We start from the raw sequence: 22,491 nt of genomic DNA on the forward strand, positions 1-22,491 counted from the left end.
GACGCCTTCATTTTTTAGGTGCGCGACAGTTAATTTATAAATTTTATAGATGCGTTCATGTATTTTGGGTTTTGCAATAAACGACTAAATAAGAAAACATGCCATTGTTGGTTATGTTGGTGAAAATACCCCTGACAATATTTTTGTAAATTACTATCTAAATCATTGTGTTTAGAAAAGAAACTTTTCTTATTAAAGTGCTGTATACCCAAAACTTGATCTACAACTAAACCGACATAATGGTCATTATGACTAATACACATTACTTTTTGAGTAGGTGAATATTGGCTGCTTTGCCCAGAAACATAATGTGCCAAATCTGAAACTGAAAGTAATCTTCCGCGAATATTCGCTAGACCTACTACCCAAGGTTGGGTATTTGGTACGGGCGTATATTTCGGTGGATAAATAACCTCAGAAACTTCTCCTAATGGAGCAACGAAATATTGCCCCATCATCTCAAAAGCAATGCCTGACCAGCGGTTTACCTCATTTTCGGTACTAACGTAGTTTTTGTTTCCACGTTTAGATAACCGAAGTAATTCAATAAAACCATTTGCAGCCATAGCTTATCCTGCATTAAGGTGTTGATTAATCACATCAATTAATTGTTTTTCGTCAACAGGCTTAGTTAAATAATCGCTCGCACCTTGGCGTTTCCCCCAAACACGATCGGTTGCCTGATCTTTGGTACTCACAATTACAATTGGAATGTGTTTAGTGGTATCACCACGCGAAATTTGACGTGTTGCCTGAAAGCCATTCACGCCTGGCATAACCACATCCATTAATACTAAATCTGGTAATTCAGCTTGCGCCATGGTCACGCCATCTGCACCGTTCGCTGCTTCAATGACTTCAAAACCATGCTTGGTCAAGATTTCTCTGAAGCGGAATGTTTCTGTAGGTGAATCATCTACAATAAGAATACGAGCCATTATTTTCCCCAATAAATCTAACTAACTAATAATTATGCTGTCACGTGGTTACGAATGGCGTTTAATAATTCATCTTTACTAAATGGTTTAGTCAGATACTCATCAGAACCTACTACACGTCCTTTGGCTTGGTCAAATAAACCATCTTTACTTGATAGCATAATGACAGGAATGTTTTGGTAGTTTTGCGAGTTTTTAATTAAGGCACACGTTTGGTAACCATCTAGGCGTGGCATCATAATATCTACGAATACGATATCTGGATTTGATTCGGCAATTTTGGATAAAGCTTCAAATCCATCAACTGCGGTAACCACTTCACAACCTTCACGCTGTAGAAGTGTTTCAGCTGTACGGCGAATGGTTTTTGAATCATCAATCACCATGACTTTTAGATTTTGGAATTTATCGTCCATTCAATGACCCTTCCCATTTTTGTTTGTACAAGCAACTGAGTAGAAAAATTTTACACATTGATCGTATTTTTAACATATCTTTACTTGTAGTTTCAATGAACATATTTAGTGTAAAGCTACACTTTTACATCATTATCACCAAACCGCTCACACTTTCGTGTGACCATTGATATTTTTTTATCGGTTGTATTTTTTTAATTCCTAATTTTGATCTAATATAACACTATTATTACGTGTAATTTAAGTAATTTAGTCAACTTTATTGTGGGGGACAACGTGAGCACTTTTTTTGCAAAATCACTCGCTGTAAAATTAAAACAAAATAAGCAGTCACTCAAATTGGGCATGCTTGCGTTACTGCTATTGCCCTCTGCCCCACTCATGGCTGACAGCCAGAACAAAGCGGTGTGGTATCGCTATTATGATCAACATGGCGTTGCAAATATTAGTAGTAATGTGACACCTAATCATATTCGTCATGGTTATGAAGCATTAGACCGTAACATGCAAGTAATTCAGCGCGCACGTCCATACAACACCGAAACGGATATTAAAAAAGCCCCACAACGTGCTGCTCAAGCGTATCAAATGGAATCTGATCAGCGTTTGAAAAACGCCTATACCAATAGTCAAACTGCAATCACCAAACGTAATAACGCTTTAGCGCATATTAAAAAGCAAATTATTTTCCAACAAGAACAACTCAAACAGTTGCAAAACGACCGTATTACTTTTAAACGTCAAGAAATGGAATATTTACGCAAGGTCAAACCTGTGCCTGCACAACTAAAAACCAATTTGGACAATAACTTAAAAAACATCGAGCTTAAAAAAGATATGATTCAATCTTTACAAACAAGCTATCGAAATACACAAGCAGAATACGACAGAATTATTACTCGCTTAAAAGCACTTGAATAGTTGATTTGAATTACCTTGTCATTTTGGCAATCAATAAGGACAAATATGCATGCACATTGCACAGCGTATCGCAGTTAGGTTTAATCGGCAGCATTTACCCATTTTTCGTATCGGTGCAATCGGTTTATGTATTTTGCTGAGTGCCTGCCAAAAAACAGAAACTGAAAATAAAACAACAGTATCAGAAAAAATTGAACTCATTCAGCAAGATTTAGTGACACCACAACAAGGCAGCGCAATCAGTAAAACTGCCTTTACAGGCACAGTGCGTGCTGTGAATCAAAGCAGTATTCAAGCACAGGTGACTGCCACAGCAACCTCAGTCTATGTCAAAGTGGGAGATAGCGTACAACGTGGTCAAACCTTGCTACGCTTAAATAATCAGGATAATGCTGCGCGTTTAGCACAAGCTCGCGCCAATTTAGCTGCAACGCAAGCGCAAGCCAACCAAGCCCGCAACATGATGCAACGAAAAAAACGTTTGCTCGATCAGGGTTTTATTTCACAAGTGGAATATGAGCAAAGTCAGTTAGATTATCGTGCGCAAATGGAAAATGTACGCGCCCAACAAGCCAATGTCGATATTGCACTAAAAGCCGATCAAGATGGCACGATTACCAGTCCAATTCATGGTGTCATTACCCAACGTCAAGTTGAGCCTGGGCAAACTGTGGCTGCAGGACAAACCTTATTTGAAGTCGTCGATCCGAACCAATTAGAAATTCAAGCGAAATTACCAAGCGACTTACAAGCCGCACTCAAAATTGGTCAAAAAATTGAATATCAACTCCAAGGGCAAGCAAACACATTTAATGCACAAATTAGCCGCGTTTCCCCAGTGGCAGATTTAGCCAGTCGTCAAATTGAGTTTTTTGCAACCCCGCTTGAGCGTCTTCCCTCTTTAAGTATTGGGGCATTTGTGGATGGTTATATTTTAGCGAACACGACAATTTCAGGGCAAATCATCCCACTCAATACCATTCACGATATCCAAAACAAACCTTATGTTTGGGTGATTCGAGATCAAAAAATTGCCCGCGTGGATATCACAGTTTTAGAACAGCGCTATAGTGACAATACTGCTGTGATTCAAGGCTTACAGAGCAGTGATCTAGTCAGTCGAGTGGTGTTCAACCCCGATCAAATTCAGCAGCAGGTGATCATTCAAAATAACCCTCAATAAATTGAATTTCATCTCAATGCAGTAGTGCAGATGTCCAATAAATAAAAAATCAGGATCGTTGTTATGTGGTTTACCCGAGTTAGCGTCAAGTATCCCGTTTTTACCATCATGATGATGTTTTGTCTAATGGTGCTTGGCTTGGCTTCATGGCAACGTATGGGCGTGGAAGAATTTCCTGACGTCGATTTTCCGTTTGTAGTGGTTTATACCAGTTATCCGGGTGCATCACCTGAAACAGTTGAATCTGAAATCACCAAGAAAATGGAAGATCAGATCAACACCATTTCTGGACTCAAACAACTGGTTTCACAATCCAGTGAAGGGTTATCTACTATTATTGCCGAGTTTAATTTAGATGTTCCTTCGGCAGTGGCGGCACAAGATGTACGCGATAAAATTTCGTCTGTCAGTGCAGGCTTTCGAGATGAAATTCAAGACCCTGTGGTGGAGCGCTACGACCCAACTGCCAATGCAGTCATGTCGATTGTGTTTGAATCCTCACAAATGTCTTTGCGTGATTTAAGTTCCTATTTAGATCAACAAGTTGTACCGCAACTGCGCACTGTGTCTGGTGTCGGAACTGTTAATTTATTGGGTGATGCACAGCGACAAATTCGGATTGAGGTAGATCCACAAAAGTTAATGAGTTTTGGCTTAGGTGTAGATCAGGTCATCAACACGCTCAAAGCTGAAAATATTGAAGTACCTGGCGGCACACTCAAACAAGCCAATAGTGAATTGGTGGTCGAAATCCAATCCAAAGTCATTCATCCTCTGGCTTTTGGCGATTTAATTATTGCCAATAAAAATGGTGCGCCAATCTTTTTAAAACAAGTTGCCACAATTCAAGACAGTCAGGCAGAGCTGGAAACCAGTGCATTTTTAAATGGGCAAACTGCGGTTGCTGTCGATATCTTGCGTAGTTCAGACTCTAATGTCATTGAAGTGGTAGATAACACTTATAAAACCTTAGAACGTATTCAAACCCAACTGCCTGCTGGCATGACTGCAAAAGTCGTGGTGGATTCTTCTAAAGGGATTCGTGGCAGTATCCGTGATGTAGCACGTACCATTATTGAAGGTGCGATTCTGGCAGTCCTGATTGTACTGTTGTTTCTTGGTTCATTCCGTTCTACCGCTATTACAGGATTGACCCTGCCAATCGCCCTACTCGGCACACTCACCTTTATTTGGGCATTTGGCTTTACCATCAACATGATGACCTTACTGGCACTCTCGCTCAGTATTGGCTTATTGATTGATGATGCAATTGTGGTTCGTGAAAATATTGTGCGTCATGCAGATATGGGTAAAGACCATGTCACGGCTGCTTTGGATGGTACTAAAGAAATTGGCTTAGCAGTTTTAGCAACCACCTTAACCATTGTGGCGGTATTTTTACCTGTGGCATTTATGGGCGGCATTATCGGACGCTTTTTTTATCAATTTGGTGTCACCGTCAGTACTGCCGTGCTGATTTCCATGTTTGTCAGTTTTACGCTGGATCCAATGCTTTCTGCACACTGGGCAGAAAAAGCAAATCCGAATAAAAAACCTGGACGGTTAAAACGCTTCTTAAACTGGATTTCTAACAAACTCGACAATTTAAGCCATCATTATGAAAAACTTTTAAAATTAGCACTACGATTTCGCGTTATTACCTTATTGATTGCAGTGGGCTCATTATTTGCAGCACTCGGATTATCCAAACTGATTGGTACGGAGTTTGTACCTGTACCCGACAAAGGTGAGATTCGGATTAAATTTGAAACACCTGTGGATGCCTCACTTGAATATTCACAAGCAAAATTAAAACAAGTAGATCAAATCATCCGTCAACACCCTGAAGTTCGCGCGACTTACGGAGCCATTAACAGCGTGACAGATCGCGGGAAAAATCATGTTAACTTGCGTGTAACTGTCAGCCCGCGTAATGAACGTCAACAAACGCTGACCGAACTCAATAACGAATTTCGCCAGCGTCTACAAAGTATTGCAGGCATCACCATTACCTCTGTCGCATCTGCCGATGAAACGGTTTCTGGTGGGCAAAAACCTGTGATGGTGTCTATTAAAGGCCCTGATTTAGCAGAATTACAAAAAATCTCTGACCGCTTTATGACCGAAATTGCTCAGGTGAATGGTATTGTCGATTTAGAAAGCTCGCTAAAAGCTCCTAAACCTACATTAGCTGTTCATATTAACCGTGTCCTTGCCAGCGATTTAGGGCTATCGGTAAATCAAATTGCCAATATTATCCGCCCACTGATTGCGGGGGATGATGTCACCACTTGGCAAGATGAACGTGGCGAAACCTACGATGTCAATGTTCGCCTTACAGAAAACCATCGTAGCTTGCCGAGCGATGTGCAAAATATGTATTTAACTTCACAAAAAACCGATGCCAATGGACAAAATATTTTAGTGCCTCTAGCAAGTGTGGCGAAGTTTGAAGAAAGTTTAGGTGCAGCGCAAATCAACCGCCGTGATTTGGCCCGTGAAGTTTTGGTCGAAGCTAACACTGCTGGACGTCCTGCAGGGGACATTGGTGCCGACATTCAAAAAATTCAGGATAACTTTAAATTACCCGCAGGTTATAGCTTCGACACTCAAGGCGCCAATGCTGACATGGCTGAATCTGCAGGTTATGCACTGACTGCAATTACCCTGTCTATTGTGTTTATTTATATTGTTTTAGGTTCGCAATTCAACAGTTTCATTCACCCCGCAGCAATTATGGCTTCCCTACCTTTATCGTTGATTGGAGTATTCTTGGCACTGTTTATTTTTAACTCGACCATGAACCTGTTTTCTATTATCGGTATTATTATGCTGATGGGATTGGTCACCAAAAATGCGATTTTACTGATTGATTTTATTAAAAAATCCATGGATCAGGGCGAGTCACGTTATGATGCAATTATTGCTGCAGGGAAAACCCGTTTACGCCCTATTTTAATGACCACCAGTGCAATGGTGATGGGGATGGTGCCACTCGCACTTGGCTTGGGTGAAGGCGGCGAACAAAGTGCGCCTATGGCACATGCAGTCATTGGCGGTGTAATTACATCCACCCTACTCACCTTGGTGGTCGTACCTGTCATTTTCACTTACTTAGATGATTTTAAGAATTTTATGTTACGCCAAACGCGTAAACTGATTTCTTAAAATCTCACGCAAAGTCACACAATCGTTCGGGCTAAATTTTAACGCAAGTTTAGCCCGATTTTTATTGTATAATCTGGCTTTGAAAAAAATCCATTTAACGCTTCACTTTTTAGGACAGTTTCCATGCGCGCGAGTCGCTTTTTATTTGCTACGTTAAGAGAAACCCCAAACGATGCCGAGGTGATTTCTCACCAGCTGATGTTACGTGCGGGTATGATTCGTAAATTGGCTTCAGGTTTATATACTTGGCTGCCAATGGGTGTGCGTGTGCTAAATAAAGTTGAAGCCATTGTTCGTGAAGAAATGAATCGCGCAGGTGCTTTAGAAACTTTTATGCCTGTCACTCAGCCTGCCTCACTTTGGGAAGAATCAGGGCGTTATGTGCAATACGGTCCTGAATTACTACGCTTTAAAGATCGCCACGACAATCCTTTTGTACTTGGCCCAACACATGAAGAAGTCATTACCGATTTGGCGCGTAATGAATTAAAAAGCTATAAGCAATTGCCAATCAACTTCTATCAAATTCAAACTAAATTCCGTGACGAAATTCGCCCACGTTTTGGGGTAATGCGTTCACGCGAATTTATTATGAAAGATGCTTATTCTTTCCATACCGATCAAGCTTCTTTACAAGAAACCTATGATGTGATGTACGACACCTACTGCCGTATTTTCTCGCGCTTAGGTTTAGACTTCCGCCCAGTACAGGCAGATACAGGTTCTATTGGTGGTTCAGGTTCACATGAATTCCACGTTCTAGCTTCAAGTGGTGAAGATGATATCGCCTTCTCTACCGAATCTGATTATGCAGCCAATATTGAAATGGCTGAAGCTATTTTGGTGGGTGAACGTGCTGCGGCAACGCAAGAACTCAAAATTGTGGATACACCAAACCAAAAAACCATTGCGGAAGTTTCTGCATTTTTAGGCACAAATAGTAACCAATCAGTCAAAGCGCTCTTGGTTCAAGGTGTTGCAGATGAAACAGGTCAAGTGCCTGTGATTGCATTATTCCTGCGCGGTGACCATGAACTCAACGAAATTAAAGCAGAAAAGCATCCACAGATTGCAGCACCACTTACTTTTGCAACCGATGCACAAATTGCAGCGTTAGGTTTAACTGCTGGCTTTGTTGGTCCACAAGGTTTGGTTGAAAAAGGCATAACTGTGATTGTAGACCGTGCTGCATCAGTACTGTCTGACTTCGTTGCAGGTGCAAACCAAGTTGATCAACACGCAACAGGTGTGAACTGGGAACGCGATGCACAATATACTGAAGTTTACGATTTACGTAACGTCGTTGAGGGCGATCCATCTCCAGATGGCAAAGGAACTCTACAAATTAAACGCGGTATTGAAGTCGGTCATATCTTCCAACTCGGTACTAAATACTCTGAAGCGCTGGGCTGCAAAGTATTAGGTGAAGATGGCAAACCGTTTACTGTTACCATGGGATGCTATGGGATTGGAGTCACACGTGTCGTTGCCTCTGCCATTGAACAAAATTTTGATGATAAAGGGATTATTTGGCCTGCAGCCATCGCACCATTTGAAATTGCGATTGTACCAATGAACGCACATAAATCACCTCGCACATTAGAAGCAGCAGAAGCACTTTATGCTGAACTTCAAGCTGCGGGTTATGATGTATTACTGGATGATCGTAATGAACGTCCTGGGGTGAAATTCTCTGACCTTGAGCTTACAGGTATTCCGCACCGTATTGTGATTGGTGAGAAAGGTTTAGATGCAGGTACTTTTGAATATAAAGGTCGTCGTGATGCTGAATCTAGCAACCTAACGAAAGAAGAATTACTCATCAAAATTGCCAAATAAGATTGAAGACTGAGTATAAAAAATCCCGCACAAGTTGCGGGATTTTTTTCATTTGGGATTAGCAGAATTTCATACCACCATAACAGTTAGGGGTAACATTTTGGTTTTGTAAAACCTGATTATTAAGTGTTAATCTGGCTGGTTGACCCGTGTAATATCCTGTGTAACTACCAACATCGATATTCATTTTACGCTCGATTGGTGTACCAGCCAATGAACCTAATGCTTCTAACAAACTTACATCTACATTATGCTTATCTTGCATTAACTCAGAAGTTAATGCTTTTGCGACCTGTGGTAGTACTGCAGAAACATCTACCAAATCCGCAGTTGCCAAATAACCTAATTGCACTGGTTCCTTAAACGACATCCACCAACCTTGTTGTGCAATATCTTTTTCATCTGCACCCATCCACTGCACTGGCTTGCTTTGTAAAGATAAATATCCACCTGTTCCTGTCAGAGGAATATTGTGAATCATATTTAGGGCTTGGACAAAAGTAATATCCATATTCAAATTTTCTAATGTAGAACCCTTACTCATTTTAAAGAATGAGTGATCACCAACAGAACCAAACAATAAAGGAGGAAATGTGACATATAACTGGTCTTTTGAAAAGTCAGGTGTTCCATTTACATCACCAGTATATGTCCCAGACTCTGTTGCCGCTAGCGGAATAGAAGCTAATGTTGAACGGATACCCGTAACTATAGCGGACTCCATACGCTGACCAGTCACTACTGTTTCAGGCATCGTAAAATCAGCTCGCATCGATGGAACGGTAATCCCAGTATGTCCTTCTGCGCCAGGTTTACTTGTATAGACACGATCCTGCCCCAACGCAGTCAGTATCCCACTAATTTTTTGGTCAGAGGCATTACCAAATTTAGCTTCTTTAGTAAATGAATGCCCTTGCGTTTGTGCCATTTTCATATAACCACTGAAACTTTTAATCCCGTCATTTGGGTTTTGCACGTTATCTGTACCCAAAGTCAGTAGACCTAAAATTTCTTCTGCACCTAAGCGAAAACCAACCACTTCACGTGTTGACGCACTATTTCCACTAATCGCAAATTCAATAAATGGATTGGTAATTTGTGCACTGGTACCCGCACGTTCACCATTAAACTTTGGGTTACCTGTTGAATCATAGGATTCATTCAAACCACTTAACGAAATATTAGAAATATCAATATCACATCCCGCTTTACCACCAATCGCGTTATTTACACCGCCACAACCTAATTGTAGCGTTTTAATGTTGGCATTAAGCTCCATGAGTGCATCAACACTTAGTTTATAAAAATTTAACCCTTGCGATTGATCTGTCGCAGTCATCAGGTTCAAAAGTGCCTGACCTTGTACATGAGATAACTGATCATCATTTAAAGCCTGCATCGCTTGAGCAGAATTGAATGAAAAAGCTGTACTTAAAATAGATGCAACTAAAATTGTTTTTTTCATTTTATTTCTATCCTTTAGCGTGGCGTAATGCCCAATGTGCTGCGCATGGTTCCACCTGTAAGTGCGACAGATGCGATTTTCTGCATATTGCCATTGGTAGACATTGCAAAGTTTGTTTTAAAGGGTTGAGCAATATCATTTTTATAATTAAATTTCACTTGATTGTCTAAAGTGACCGTATCTGCACTGACGACGACTTTTCCTTTGACACCTAAATGACCTTCCATACGATTCAAGTTAATAGAAGACGTTTGAACAGTTTCATTATTCACTTGATCTTCATTAATCAAACTAAAATAACTACCTAAATTCTTCGGATCAGCCTGTTCTGTGCTATCTAGACTTCTAAACTTAAAGTTCGCATCAAAAGACAAAAAGTTTGAGTTCGGATTAGTATCGGTAGGATCCATTCCAGGAATCACCAACAACTCACCATTGCCATCTAATTTAAAAGCGATTGTGGTCAACACATCATCTTTCTTAGAGAAATTATCATAAGGTATAAAGCTACCGCATTTAGTTGATCCTGTGACGCAGTTGTATTTCGAACCTGGTAATTGTCCAATCGCTAACTCTGCTTTTGCTGCAACTAATAAATGATCTGCACGAATATAAATCCCTTCATCTTCATAACCAATCACACCGTCGGACTGAATTAATGCATCAATATTTCTTAAACCAGCATAATAGTTGACAGCTTCACCAGCATGCAGGCTGTCTTGCCCGTCAATTAAGATAATAGAAGTGGTACTTGGTAAGCCTGTTTTTGAATCAATGCCATAACCTTCGGTAGAAACAATAGCGTTATAACCAATTCCAGTTTTGTTCGTTCCATCATAAGGTGACAGATATTGTTTACCCGACAAGGCCACATTGGCATTTAAATTATAAATTGGAATCCCAATACCCCAAGAACCACCATCTCCTGTCAATTCATTTAAAGAGTTGTCAGAAATAATTCTAGCTTTGGCTGCAATAGACTGAAAGTCCATACCACGAACAGCGATCAGTGAGAACTGGTCACCTTCAAGCTTACTCGATAGCAACTGGTTTAAAATAGGACTGGTTGCACCAATGGTATTTTTAATATTTTCATTGACTAAAAAATTGAGGTTTTTCGCTTGTACGGTATTAATATAAATATCGCCAAAATCGATAGAGGCATTTTTATTGTGTAAATTACCTTGTGCATCACGTGTGGTTAGCGGTCTTAAATTCGAAAACTCAACCGCATAACTGCCTTTTCCTGTGTGCCCAATTTCTAAGGTTGTTGGTAATTGCCCTGCAGCCAAGCCTGCCGTATTTTGATTGGTAAAATCAGCAGATAAGCCCAAATGCAAACCACCTTGCCCCACCACAGTATCGTAGCCTGTAACTGCGGTATTTTTAGTTTCAATTACACCATTGACCTTATTCGAAACGTCAAAATTGGCAACATTTTTTTGATGCCCATTAAAAAACAATTTCGCATTGCTTACCGCACCTGATGCACCAAAGCGAATTAAATTTTTATCATCATAACGCAAGTCAATATTGACCCCAGGGTTAGTTGCATTTTGTCGGCTACTAGCAACATCACTCAGGTCTTTCACTCGTCCAAGATTCACAAAATGGTCGGTGGTGCCATTTTTAGTGGTAAAGACCAATCCCTCATCGGCATCAATGTACATATAGCCGTCAGTCGCAAAATTAAAGTTAAAATCATGCATAGATAATTCATGCTTACCTAAACCATGACTAATTTTGGCATTCTGTAACTGGAAGTTTAAATGTGCCGTTTCATTTTGATTGAATAAACCTGCTTTGGTTTCTAATAAAACTTTTAAAGGTGATTTAGTTTCTAAGCCGAACTGACCCAAGCTTTGTGTTTCTTTAGTACAACTATTTCCGACACAGTTTTTTTTGACCAAGTTTAAATCTGCAGTCGATTGAAAAGCATCAATACTCGCATCGATACGCACACCTGCGCCAACATCAGTTTTCCCCACATCTAAAGCAAGCTTACTGATAATAGGCTGGTTATTCTGTCCTTTAATTTCTACATTATGTAAGCCTAAACCCTGTTGAGTTCCAGCCACTAAATCAGGATCATACCAATTGACTTGATTAATCGTGGCTTTAGACATTTCATGGGTGATTACAATACCATCTTGCCCACTTACATCAGACAAATGCTGGTCTGCAATCAGCTCTAAAGCATACACTTGTTGCGCACAAAGTACGCTCAATGTTAATAAATTCAACTGCATTATTTTTTTCATTGTTATTTCCCTATACTGTACTTAATCCTATATTCAACAACGACTTGCTGCTGAACCTGTACAGTTGTAGCTAAATATTTTCACATTGCCAGACATGTGCATATTGCCGTGAATATTTAAGCCCATAAATCCTTTTTCAGCGCCCTGATCAAACAAAGGTACATCTTGCTGAACTAAGTTATAACTACCATCTTGTTGATAATTTCTTCCTTGAAATTTGGTATATACCTCTGAATTTGCATAACCTTCATTTGCTCCCTGCCCTGTACCTGTTTCGATCGCCATGGTTGCAAAACCCAAATTTCTTATTTTTAATGGCTTATCATCATAAAACTTAAGCTGCATTGCCGTTTGTGGGTCATTTTTATGATTAATAATAGTCGTGCCATCTAAAGAAAATTTATCTATTTGTATGGTGCCCTGAATTTGTTTAAATACCAGCCATTTTTTATTGCCGTTATTATCTTCATGGTTATTGGGTGCAATGGCTAAACGACAAAGCACATTATTGTCAGCACAATTTTTACTATAGCGATAATAAACTTCTGTAGGTTTAGTCCCACCATTAAATTTAGAAATATTGCTGAGTTCTAAATTTTCGGCATATTCATGGTTTAACGATAACGTCCAACTGAGGTCTGCTCCACCTTGACCAGTAGCCTGCGTTAATTCATGATTTTCCAGTGCAATTAAATTGGCATGGGTCAAAGGACTACACATCAATGCAATACAAGACAGTTTTTTCAACATGATGATTCTCCTTTTATAGACCTGTTGTTTTAAATTTAAGGTGCTGAATCAGCACACCATCTATTGCAACTGAACCTAGATTCTTAGCAGTACCATCTACACCCTTAAATACAACACCTGTGGCATCCGTATGATCTTTGGCACGCAACATATTATTTGGCAAGCGTTCTACAGTACCAATTGCAATACTACTATGCGTCGCATTACGTCCTTGATACATCGCAGCACTGTCATTGACATTGGCTTTTAGCGGTGTGCCACAACTCACCACATTACAGGTAGAACCTGTAAATGCTGTAGAACCTAAATACCCACCCTTTCCATCTTCATAATTTTGATAAATTTTATTGTAAATTTCAGGAACATTCGGAATACGTGTTACTTCTAGCACAATATTATTGCCCTCAGAACCAACCACAAAAGGCTGATACATATTCCCTAAAACTAAATTGATATTCGGACTGTATAAATACAAACCCTCTGTATCATGAAAAACTGGTGCCAATGAACCATCTATTGCTGGTGTGACCGCCGTTCCATCCAAAGTATCTGATTTCGCTGCTGTACTAATGCGGATCCCTTTACTGTCTAAGTTTGAATCTGTGAAACTTAAATTCGCAGGATTATCATTGGTATTTAAACGCAATACACTTGCCATACCCAAGGTTTGATGATGATTTGGGTTATCCGAGTCTAAAGTCTGAAATATTCGGGTCTGTGAACCATTTAGACTTAAACCATTGGCAACAAACTGAGTACGTAAACGGTGCTCTTTATCTAAACCAGATTTTGGCGCCCCAGTGCTTGGATCCACCTCTGCACTTGAGTTCAACTGACGTGAAAAAATATCAGTCCAAAAGCCCAGTTTAATATTATTATCACTTTCAGTTGGCGTAGTAGTTGCGAGTGGTGCCTCTAGTGCTAAATAACCAACATCTTTTTCTACATTTTTAAATTGTTTAACTTTTTCTGTGCCTGCACGGAATAACCATGGGTTATCTGCTGAACCCCAGTTAAAGCCTTGATTGCTATAACGACTGCTTAATGAGTTATCACTTTTAGATAAGGCTAAACCATAAATAAAGACATCTGCTTTGGTTCTTAATGATTGCACAGGAGAACCCGATGCAGCAATTGCCGCTGCCTGTTCAGCCGATTGTATAATTTGAGCATAAATTTCTGCCACAGCAGACTTGGCTGTATCTTCTGCAAGTTGACTCGCATTATATTTAGCCCGAATATCAGCCGATGCTGTTTCTTTGGTTATTTCAGCCTGTATTAATGTGTCTACTTGTGAGCCAACTTGGTCTGCTCGAGTAAAGTTGCCAAGCCCTTTATAAAAATCAGAATTCAATAAATCATTATTAGCTTCTGCCGACCGACTCCCATATAAAAGATCAAGCATTTCATAAGTGTTTGTAATAGCATATTCTTTTGCTTTCTTTTCATACTTTAAAACGCCAGTTGGATCCTCGCTAACTGGTCGTGTGGTATATGCAGTAGTTCCATCTTTTTTTAAACTCTTTCCAATCCCCGAAGTCCCATCCCTATAGTCTGCAAGACGTTGATTGTAATAATACTTGAGTGTCTCATTATTAAAAAAACCTTCACGAACATCAAATGTAAATGTTTCTTTTTTCGCGTCAACATCAGCTTCAATATTTTTAGTATATTCTTGATACAAAGTTGAATATTGATTTGTATAGGTTTGTTCATAAGTTGAACGGTAAGTTTCGTTATATTTATGCTCAGCCTTACCTTTTAAAACACTTTGATTATAAGTATTGTTATAAACCGTATGGTATGCACTTTCTGCCAACTGCACATAATTCTCCCCCGTCGGGATAATACGAATAAAGCCCGTATCATATTGACTAGGGTTTTCTAACCCACGTGCATAGCTCGACCCTGTAGATAGATTATTCGGTTGCTGAAACACCATTTTGAAGTCATCAAGGACTAAAGCAACCCCTTCGCCTGTGGTATTTGACAAAGAGTCATCGGAGAGTGCTTGTAAAGCATAACTCGGGTTCGTCAAAAATAAGCCTATCGCAGTGGCTAAGCAACGCTTACGAAAAGGGAAAGTAATTGCGTGTTCAGTCATCTCGACCTTCCTTTTATCTGATGCTCCGCATCTTTCTTTTATTTATCTATAGCTTGGCTATTTATTTGAGTGTTTTTATCCTTAAAAACGTGATTATGCCAAACCATTCTCATATTTAATTATGCTGAATATTTATGCAAATGCAAAACAAACTGGCTAAACAGCACAGCTTTCCGATGAATGAAAAAAAGCGAGCACATTGGCTCGCTTGTTCAACAGAAAAATTGTGATGGGTTAATCACTTATGCTTTAGGCAAGGTCACGCCTGTCTGCCCTTGATATTTACCACCACGGTCTTTGTACGAGGTTTCACAAACTTCATCTGATTCAAAGAACAACATTTGTGCCACACCTTCGCCTGCATAAATACGCGCAGGTAAGTTCGTGGTATTAGAAAACTCTAAAGTTACATGACCTTCCCACTCTGGTTCGAGTGGCGTGACATTCACAATAATACCGCAACGCGCATAGGTCGATTTACCTAAGCATACTGTCAATACATTGCGTGGAATACGGAAATATTCAACGGTACGCGCCAAGGCAAACGAGTTTGGCGGAATGATGCACACATCTGATTCAATATCGATAAAACTTTTTTCATCAAAGTTTTTTGGATCGACAATTGCTGAGTGAACATTGGTAAAGACTTTAAATTCACGTGCACAACGTACGTCATAACCATAGCTAGAAACACCATAAGAAATGAGTTTTTCGCCATTTTCATCAAAACGAACTTGGTTTTCTGCATACGGTTCAATCATGCCGTGTTTTTCGCTCATTTCGCGAATCCAACGATCAGACTTAATTGCCATTTATTTTCTATCCAAAATATGAATGTTTAACTGTGCTGTACTTTAACTGAAATCTAAGTTAATGAAAACCAGCCGTTTCCCTCACATCGCTTTTTTAAGTGCAATGATTAGGGGCTGTTGACAATTCGTCTATGTTTGCGACATGAGAGATATATCTCGCAAGGTTTTTTAGCTGATATAAGGCATGGGACAGGAAATTTAGTCATTCTAAATGACTGGCACATAACGCAATAGCAGCAAAAAATATGCTTGTCCCCTTGCGCAGCAAACAAAGCAATGCTTTGTTCTCGCTCATGTGGCTAAAACTTTCTCAGATTGCGTTATGAAACTTGGCAATAGACCCACTATTCCCTGCGTTTCATGCCTGATCTGCTCAGTTTTAGCCTACAGCGCAAGCCATTTATGAAATGTCAACAGACCCTATTTCCAGTAGATACAACTTTTAGATACAACGTTGGCTTTATAGACTCAACAAAGCCGAATAACTTAAAGGAATTGAAAAGCTCAGCAACACAATAGAAGCTGTTTTTTGTAGATTGTACTGATTGAGCCAGCTAATTTTATTTTTAGCGAGCACCGAACCAATAAATGTCCAGAAAAAAGCAATCGGCACGATTAAACATAAAAATGCCAACATGTGTGCCACATAATAGTCTGCTTTTACCCATGCAATCGTTGGGAAAATTGCAGAGGCGAACAACAATGCTTTAGGATTCAGTAAAGTCGCTAAAAATAGCTCACTCGCACGGATCGTAGGTTGATTAAAGCTTTGCTCGACTTTAGCCGTGCGCCATAATTTAATCGCCAAGAAAATAATATAGCTTGCACTGAATAATTTTAGAATGGTGGGCAACAACGGGAGATGAGTAGACACCGTACCAATTAAGGCGCCCCAAAGTGTAATAGAAATCAAATAACCCAATGCTTCTGCTGGAATTAATCGGAAAGATTTGCGGATACCAACCTGAATACCTGATGATGCAAGCAAGGTATTGGTTGGCCCTGGTGTCAATAAAATTGTGATCACCAAACCGATAAAAAACCATGAAATCATGCATTGACCTCACTACTGAATGAGCGCAGATTAAAATAGTTCATTGCAATTGGCAAAAAGTATTTTGTAAGACAAATTCTTGATCAGTTTAACATTTTAAATTTATTATTTTATTCAATCACTTATATAAAAAATATTTTTTAATTAAATGGTAACTTATAAGTCATTTTATCTTAACATTTTTAAGGTATTTAGAGATTAAACACCATTAAATCAGATGCTTGTGTATTTTTTAATCAAAAAAATAGCTCACCGAAGTGAGCCAAATTTTCAAAATATTGTGACTTAGCTTTTAAAGATGAATCAGTCAAAATTTAAAGAATGATAACTTAATGACTGCAACTGCAATCATTCCAAGCTGAGATCCCTCACTAGAAAATACGATTCTGATCTTTTTCAGCTTTAGGCAGTTTTTTTGCAATTTGCTGAGCAATCGCAATGTAACTATCGGCAGCATCATCGCCTGCAATCACTGACGGCGTACCTGCATCGACATTTTCACGAATACTGACATTCAATGGTAAACGCCCAAGTAACGGAATGTCATATTGTTCTGCCAGTTTATCGCCACCACCTTGACCAAAAATTTGTTCTTCGTAGCCGCAGTTTGAGCAGATATGCGTCGACATATTCTCAATTACGCCCATGACAGGGATTTGCACACGATTAAATAGTTCGATGCCTTTGACAGCATCCATTAAGGCAACATTTTGTGGTGTAGTCACAATCACCGCTCCCGTTACAGGAATACGCTGTGCAAGTGTCAATTGAATATCCCCCGTTCCTGGTGGCATATCAATCATCAACACATCTAAATCTGGCCATAAAGTTTGATTAAAGAGCTGCATTAATGCACCTGTGGCTTTTGGTCCACGCCACGCTACAGGTGTATTGTGGTCACCTGTTAAATGTCCGATGGATAACACAGGCATCCCAAAAGCATCCAATGGTACAAATTGCTCAGCTTCAATCATTGGAGTTTTGCCAGCATTGCCGAGCATGGTCGGAATACTTGGACCATAAATATCGGCATCCAATACGCCAACTTTTAAGCCGAGCTTTTGCAAAGCTAAAGCCAAATTTACTGTAGTGGTAGATTTTCCAACCCCGCCTTTGCCTGAAGATACCAAAATTACGTTTTGAATACGCGGATGTTTCGGCACATCACGTTGGTGTGGCGCAGCTTTTTGAATCGGTGGATTATTCGGATCGGCTTCTTGCATTGAACTTTGGCCCGCAGCATCGACCACCGGTGGTAAATGAGATGTTGCAGTCTGTGTGGTCGATGTTGCGCAGCTTTCATCTTCAGCATGTTGATGCCCACAACTTTCTTTTTTCTGTCCAGATTTCTGCTGAATCACATGCATATTCAGTTCTTTAATGCCGCATTTTTCTAAAGCATCTGCCAGTTCATCATGAATTTGTTGTAAATGTTGTTTTTCTTCAGGATAAGTATTGATGGTGATTTGCAGAATATCACCTTGCACATTCACTTGAGAAATACGATCTTTTAAAGCATGTTCAGATTCAGGCAATATATAACTTTGTAGCACGTGCTGAATAGCTTCCTCATTCACCGTATGCAAAGGTGAAAAAACTGATTTAAGTGAAGAAAGCCAAGACATAGATTTACTCCAAAGTTTGGAAATACCGCGATTTTGATAGTGTAACGATAATTCAGTATAAGGTTAAGTCGTGCTATCACTGAAATACTTAATTCTGAGTATATTGCTTGGTTTTTGACATGATTTATCTTCAAATGCAGACCAAGAGCTTGTTTCGATATTGTATTTAGCCTTCTAAGCGGATTTGAAAAGAATTCCTGGAATCCCTTGTGCATCTATGTGCTATCTAAGGTAAAATTGCCCGAATTGCATCGTCCCTATTTGAGAGAGTTATATCCGTGCGTCAAATTTTAGTCACTAACGCCCTACCATACGCCAATGGTCCGATCCATATGGGTCACTTACTCGGTTATATCCAGGCAGATATCTGGGTTCGCGCCATGCGTGCAATGGGACATGACGTGACTTATGTCTGTGCGGATGATGCGCATGGTACAGCAATCATGCTGCGTGCCGAAGCCAACGGGATTAGCCCTGAACAGCAAATTGCCAATGTGCAACAAGAACACATTCGCGATTTTGACGGTTTTGGTGTGCATTTTGATCATTATGATTCAACGCATAGCGACACCAACCGCGCACGTGCCAGCGAAATTTATGTCAAAAACCGTGATGCAGGCAATATTGCTGTGCGTCCTGTTACGCAATTATTTGATCCTGAAAAAGGCATGTTTTTGTCTGATCGTTTCATTAAAGGCACGTGCCCGAAATGTAAAGCGGAAGATCAATACGGCGATTCTTGCGAAGTTTGCGGCACAACCTATAACGCGACTGAGCTGATTAATCCAAAATCGACTTTGAGCGGTGCAACGCCAGTAGAAAAATCATCAGATCATTACTTCTTTAAATTGCCTAATTTTGGCGAATATTTGCAAAAATGGACGCGCGATGAAGGTCGTTTGCCAGTTTCGATCGCCAACAAATTAGATGAATGGTTTGAAAATGGCTTGAATGACTGGGATATTTCACGTGACGCGCCATATTTTGGTTTTGAAATTCCAGATGCACCAAATAAATATTTTTATGTCTGGGTTGATGCACCAATTGGTTATATGTCGAGTTTTGAAAACTACGTAAAAACCAAACGCCCTGACCTAAATTTTGACGATTATTGGAAAAAAGATTCAGACAAAGAAGTCTATCACTTCATTGGTAAAGACATCGTCTATTTCCACGCTTTATTCTGGCCTGCGATGTTAGATGGTGCGGGTTATCGCACACCTACAGGTTTATTTGTAAATGGTTTCTTAACTGTAAATGGTCAAAAAATGTCGAAATCTCGCGGCACATTCATTAAAGCAGAAACATATTTACAGCATTTAAACCCTGAATATTTACGCTATTACTTTGCCTCAAAACTGTCTGACAAAGTTGAAGACTCAGACTTAAATCTGGATGATTTTGTGCAGAAAGTAAACTCTGACCTTGTAGGTAAAGTGGTGAATATTGCCAGCCGTTGTGCCAAATTCATCAACACCAAATTTGATAACAAATTAAGTGCGAGCTGTGCAGAACCTGAGTTAGTACAAAGCTTTATTGCTGCAGGTGACTCGATTGCCAAAGCATACGAAGAGCGTGAATTCTCTGCGGCAATTCGTGAAATTATGGCGCTTGCTGACCGCGCCAACCAATATATTGATGAGAAAAAGCCTTGGGCTTTAGCCAAAATTGAAGGCGAAGAACAGCAAGTTCATGACGTATGTTCTGTAGGGATTAACCTATTCCGTCAATTGGCGATTTATCTTGCGCCTGTACTGCCAACCTTGGCTGAACAGGTTCAAGCTTTCTTGCAGTTAGATACTTTCGATTTCGCTTCTCGTGAAACAATTCTGATCGGTCATGAGATTGCATTGTTCCAACCATTGATGCAACGTGTTGATCCGAAAGCTGTAGCAGCCATGGTGGATGCATCTAAAGATTCTTTAGCCGCCCCTGCTGAAGCACCAAAAGCGGAAAAGAAAAAAGAAAAAGCCAAAGAGAAAAAAGCAGAACCAAAAGTCGGTGAAGCGGAAATTATCACGATTGATGACTTTGTCAAAATTGATTTACGTGTTGCAGAAGTTTTAGAGGCTGCAACCGTTGAAGGTTCTGATAAGCTGCTTCAATTGACTTTAAACGTAGGTGAAGCTGAGCCACGTAACGTGTTTAGCGGTATTCGTGAATTTTATCAACCTGAAGACTTAAAAGGCAAACTCGTGGTAATGGTTGCAAACCTTGCACCACGTAAAATGCGTTTTGGTATTTCTAACGGTATGGTACTTGCAGCGGGTAATGGTGACGGCGTTTGGGTGATTTCACCTGAATCTGGTGCTAAAGCAGGCGATAAAGTTTCTTAAGATTTTAGACACTTATAAAAAGCCCTGCTATATTCAAGTAGGGCTTTTTTATAAAAAATTCAAAATGAAACTGGAACTACAAAAAATTAACGAAACGATAAATGCTATTTCCAACTATATTGATCAAGATGAATGGTCTGATGCTCTACTAGGTTGTGAAGTAACATTAAATGCGTTGGATAAATATGATAAAAACAGTATTGTATTAAAGTTGTACTTTAATTTAGCAGGCCACTTTATTGATGTTGGAACATATTTAAAAAATATAGATGCAATTTCAAAAGGAATAAAAATTTTAGAGCAAAACTCTGAATATTTTGAAGAAAATTTTAATATAAATTTTTTTTATAATTTAGCTAATGGAAAGCTTTCTCTTGCAAATGACTGCGGTCATTCAAATGAAAGAGTAAATTTCAAAAATATAGAATTATTTAATGAGGTAAAAAATCTATATTGGAAGACATTTAAATTAATCGATAAGAAACAACACTATGAGTTATATCAACAAAATTTAATTAATCTTGCTAATGTTCTAAAACAACAATTTCGATTTTCTGAAGCGCTACAGCTTTATAATTTAGTAATAAATCAAAATACAATTTTTCCTCAAGCTTGGCTCAACAGAAGCTCGTGTTTAGAAAAAATTGATGAACTATTAAATCATAGAACTAATAAGATGATCATTGAAATTATCAAAGGTTATGATTTTGCTTGTGAATCCCAATTAGTACCTATTGATTGGAAACCTTTCTACTTACATAAAAGTAGATTCTTAAACAACCAACTAAACTCTGAAAATATAGATCAAGATGAAATAGAAACTCAAAAAGAATATTCCTCAATGAGCCATTTTAGACAATGGTGTATAGTAGAATCTTTAACTTTAAATATTCATGGCATGTATTGCTCATGTATTGCAAATGAAAGAGATAATTTAACTCTATTTCAAAATATAATTTCATCGACTAATATTCTTCAATATGAACAATACTTAAATAGATTAAAAGCTGAGTTTTCGTTGATGAGATTGATGCTATATGAATCTAAATTCTCTGATAGCTCTAGCCATGATTTTGAAAGTGGTTATTCTGAACTAAATGATAGAGAAATTATTAATATTAGGACAGAAAAACTTAGAGCTTGTTTCAGACTGTGTTTTTCAATCTTGGATAAGTTGGCAATCTTTTTATGTCAGTATTTTTCTCTTAAAACTAGACCTAATACAGCTTTCAATAATTTTTGGTATGACAACAAAAAAATTTTAGAAGAAAAAGAAAATTTTGCTTTAATCGCAATTAACAGTCTTATCTGTGATTTAAATGAAAAAAATGGGCAATTTGGCTTCTATAAAACTTGGAGAAATTCGCTTGAGCATCATATTTTGTTCTTAGTCCCTGATAACTTTGAACTATCGAACGATTCAACTCACACTTATGTAAAAATTAGTGAATTTGAAAGTAGTTTGCTTAATTTAATTCAGCTTACAAGATCAGCTATATTTTCAAGTGTATTCGCAATTGTTGAGGATCTACGTCAAAAAATACCAGATGATAAAGATACTTCTATTGAAATAACAATTCACAAAAAAGAGTTTAACGGTTTTCCATAGCATGTTAAAA

16 protein-coding genes are annotated in these 22,491 nt (G+C 39.0%); 6 read left to right on the plus strand and 10 right to left on the minus strand.

Annotated features, from left to right (window positions below):
* Nucleotides 1-29 precede the first annotated feature (29 nt).
* From J4G44_RS11470 to pilG, 3 genes are read right to left on the minus strand one after another with little or no spacing between them, the layout of a single operon-like run.
* Nucleotides 30-566 carry a chemotaxis protein CheW gene (locus tag J4G44_RS11470; protein WP_180051661.1) on the minus strand — a complete coding sequence of 179 codons (537 nt, stop codon included), beginning with the start codon at nucleotides 564-566 and terminating at the stop codon, nucleotides 30-32.
* A gap of 3 nt (nucleotides 567-569) precedes the next feature.
* Nucleotides 570-938: a response regulator gene (locus tag J4G44_RS11475; RefSeq protein ID WP_004975526.1), complete on the minus strand. Its 369-nt coding sequence runs from the start codon at nucleotides 936-938 to the stop codon at nucleotides 570-572.
* A gap of 32 nt (nucleotides 939-970) precedes the next feature.
* On the minus strand, nucleotides 971-1,354 hold the full coding sequence (pilG, locus tag J4G44_RS11480; RefSeq protein WP_004975524.1) for a twitching motility response regulator PilG: 384 nt from the start codon (nucleotides 1,352-1,354) through the stop codon (nucleotides 971-973).
* A 276-nt stretch (nucleotides 1,355-1,630) separates the two neighbouring features.
* On the opposite strand from pilG, the gene J4G44_RS11485 reads away from it, so the two are divergent.
* The 4 genes from J4G44_RS11485 (at nucleotide 1,631) to J4G44_RS11500 (ending at nucleotide 8,465) form a co-directional block, all read left to right on the plus strand.
* Nucleotides 1,631-2,275 (plus strand): hypothetical protein, encoded by a 645-nt coding sequence (locus tag J4G44_RS11485; protein ID WP_131261508.1) that lies wholly within the window; start codon nucleotides 1,631-1,633, stop codon nucleotides 2,273-2,275.
* A 49-nt stretch (nucleotides 2,276-2,324) separates the two neighbouring features.
* The gene (locus J4G44_RS11490; RefSeq protein WP_004975519.1) at nucleotides 2,325-3,458 is read left to right on the plus strand and encodes an efflux RND transporter periplasmic adaptor subunit; all 1,134 of its coding nucleotides are present in this window, start codon (nucleotides 2,325-2,327) and stop codon (nucleotides 3,456-3,458) included.
* A gap of 63 nt (nucleotides 3,459-3,521) precedes the next feature.
* On the plus strand, nucleotides 3,522-6,626 hold the full coding sequence (locus tag J4G44_RS11495) for an efflux RND transporter permease subunit (RefSeq protein WP_207973668.1): 3,105 nt from the start codon (nucleotides 3,522-3,524) through the stop codon (nucleotides 6,624-6,626).
* Between the two features lie 123 nt (nucleotides 6,627-6,749).
* Entirely contained in the window at nucleotides 6,750-8,465 is a 1,716-nt protein-coding gene (locus J4G44_RS11500) for a proline--tRNA ligase (RefSeq protein WP_179988582.1), read from the plus strand.
* A gap of 58 nt (nucleotides 8,466-8,523) precedes the next feature.
* Here the strand turns inward: J4G44_RS11500 and J4G44_RS11505 are convergent, their stop codons facing one another.
* The 7 genes from J4G44_RS11505 to apbC form a co-directional block, all read right to left on the minus strand.
* Nucleotides 8,524-9,930 (minus strand): hypothetical protein, encoded by a 1,407-nt coding sequence (locus J4G44_RS11505; RefSeq protein WP_167846168.1) that lies wholly within the window; start codon nucleotides 9,928-9,930, stop codon nucleotides 8,524-8,526.
* A gap of 14 nt (nucleotides 9,931-9,944) precedes the next feature.
* Complete coding sequence (locus tag J4G44_RS11510) at nucleotides 9,945-12,191, minus strand: DUF6160 family protein (protein WP_180044334.1); 2,247 nt, start codon at nucleotides 12,189-12,191, stop codon at nucleotides 9,945-9,947.
* Nucleotides 12,192-12,224: 33 nt separating this feature from the next.
* Nucleotides 12,225-12,941 (minus strand): hypothetical protein, encoded by a 717-nt coding sequence (locus J4G44_RS11515; protein ID WP_004975509.1) that lies wholly within the window; start codon nucleotides 12,939-12,941, stop codon nucleotides 12,225-12,227.
* Nucleotides 12,942-12,954: 13 nt separating this feature from the next.
* Complete coding sequence (locus J4G44_RS11520; RefSeq protein WP_207973669.1) at nucleotides 12,955-15,045, minus strand: hypothetical protein; 2,091 nt, start codon at nucleotides 15,043-15,045, stop codon at nucleotides 12,955-12,957.
* 242 nt (nucleotides 15,046-15,287) lie between these two features.
* On the minus strand, nucleotides 15,288-15,857 hold the full coding sequence (gene dcd, locus J4G44_RS11525) for a dCTP deaminase (protein ID WP_004975507.1): 570 nt from the start codon (nucleotides 15,855-15,857) through the stop codon (nucleotides 15,288-15,290).
* Between the two features lie 460 nt (nucleotides 15,858-16,317).
* On the minus strand, nucleotides 16,318-16,911 hold the full coding sequence (locus J4G44_RS11530; protein WP_179991473.1) for a LysE family translocator: 594 nt from the start codon (nucleotides 16,909-16,911) through the stop codon (nucleotides 16,318-16,320).
* Between the two features lie 371 nt (nucleotides 16,912-17,282).
* Entirely contained in the window at nucleotides 17,283-18,536 is a 1,254-nt protein-coding gene (gene apbC, locus J4G44_RS11535; RefSeq protein WP_207973670.1) for an iron-sulfur cluster carrier protein ApbC, read from the minus strand.
* 278 nt (nucleotides 18,537-18,814) lie between these two features.
* Here apbC and metG point away from each other — a divergent pair, with 278 nt between their 5' ends.
* Nucleotides 18,815-20,872, plus strand: a complete 2,058-nt coding sequence (metG, locus tag J4G44_RS11540) for a methionine--tRNA ligase (RefSeq protein ID WP_207973671.1) — start codon at nucleotides 18,815-18,817, stop codon at nucleotides 20,870-20,872.
* Nucleotides 20,873-20,936: 64 nt separating this feature from the next.
* A complete protein-coding gene (locus J4G44_RS11545; protein ID WP_207973672.1) occupies nucleotides 20,937-22,481 on the plus strand; it encodes an LA2681 family HEPN domain-containing protein in 1,545 nt (514 codons plus the stop codon).
* Nucleotides 22,482-22,491: the final 10 nt, after the last annotated feature.

The organism is Acinetobacter towneri, from assembly GCF_017498585.1.
GTDB lineage: Bacteria > Pseudomonadota > Gammaproteobacteria > Pseudomonadales > Moraxellaceae > Acinetobacter > Acinetobacter towneri.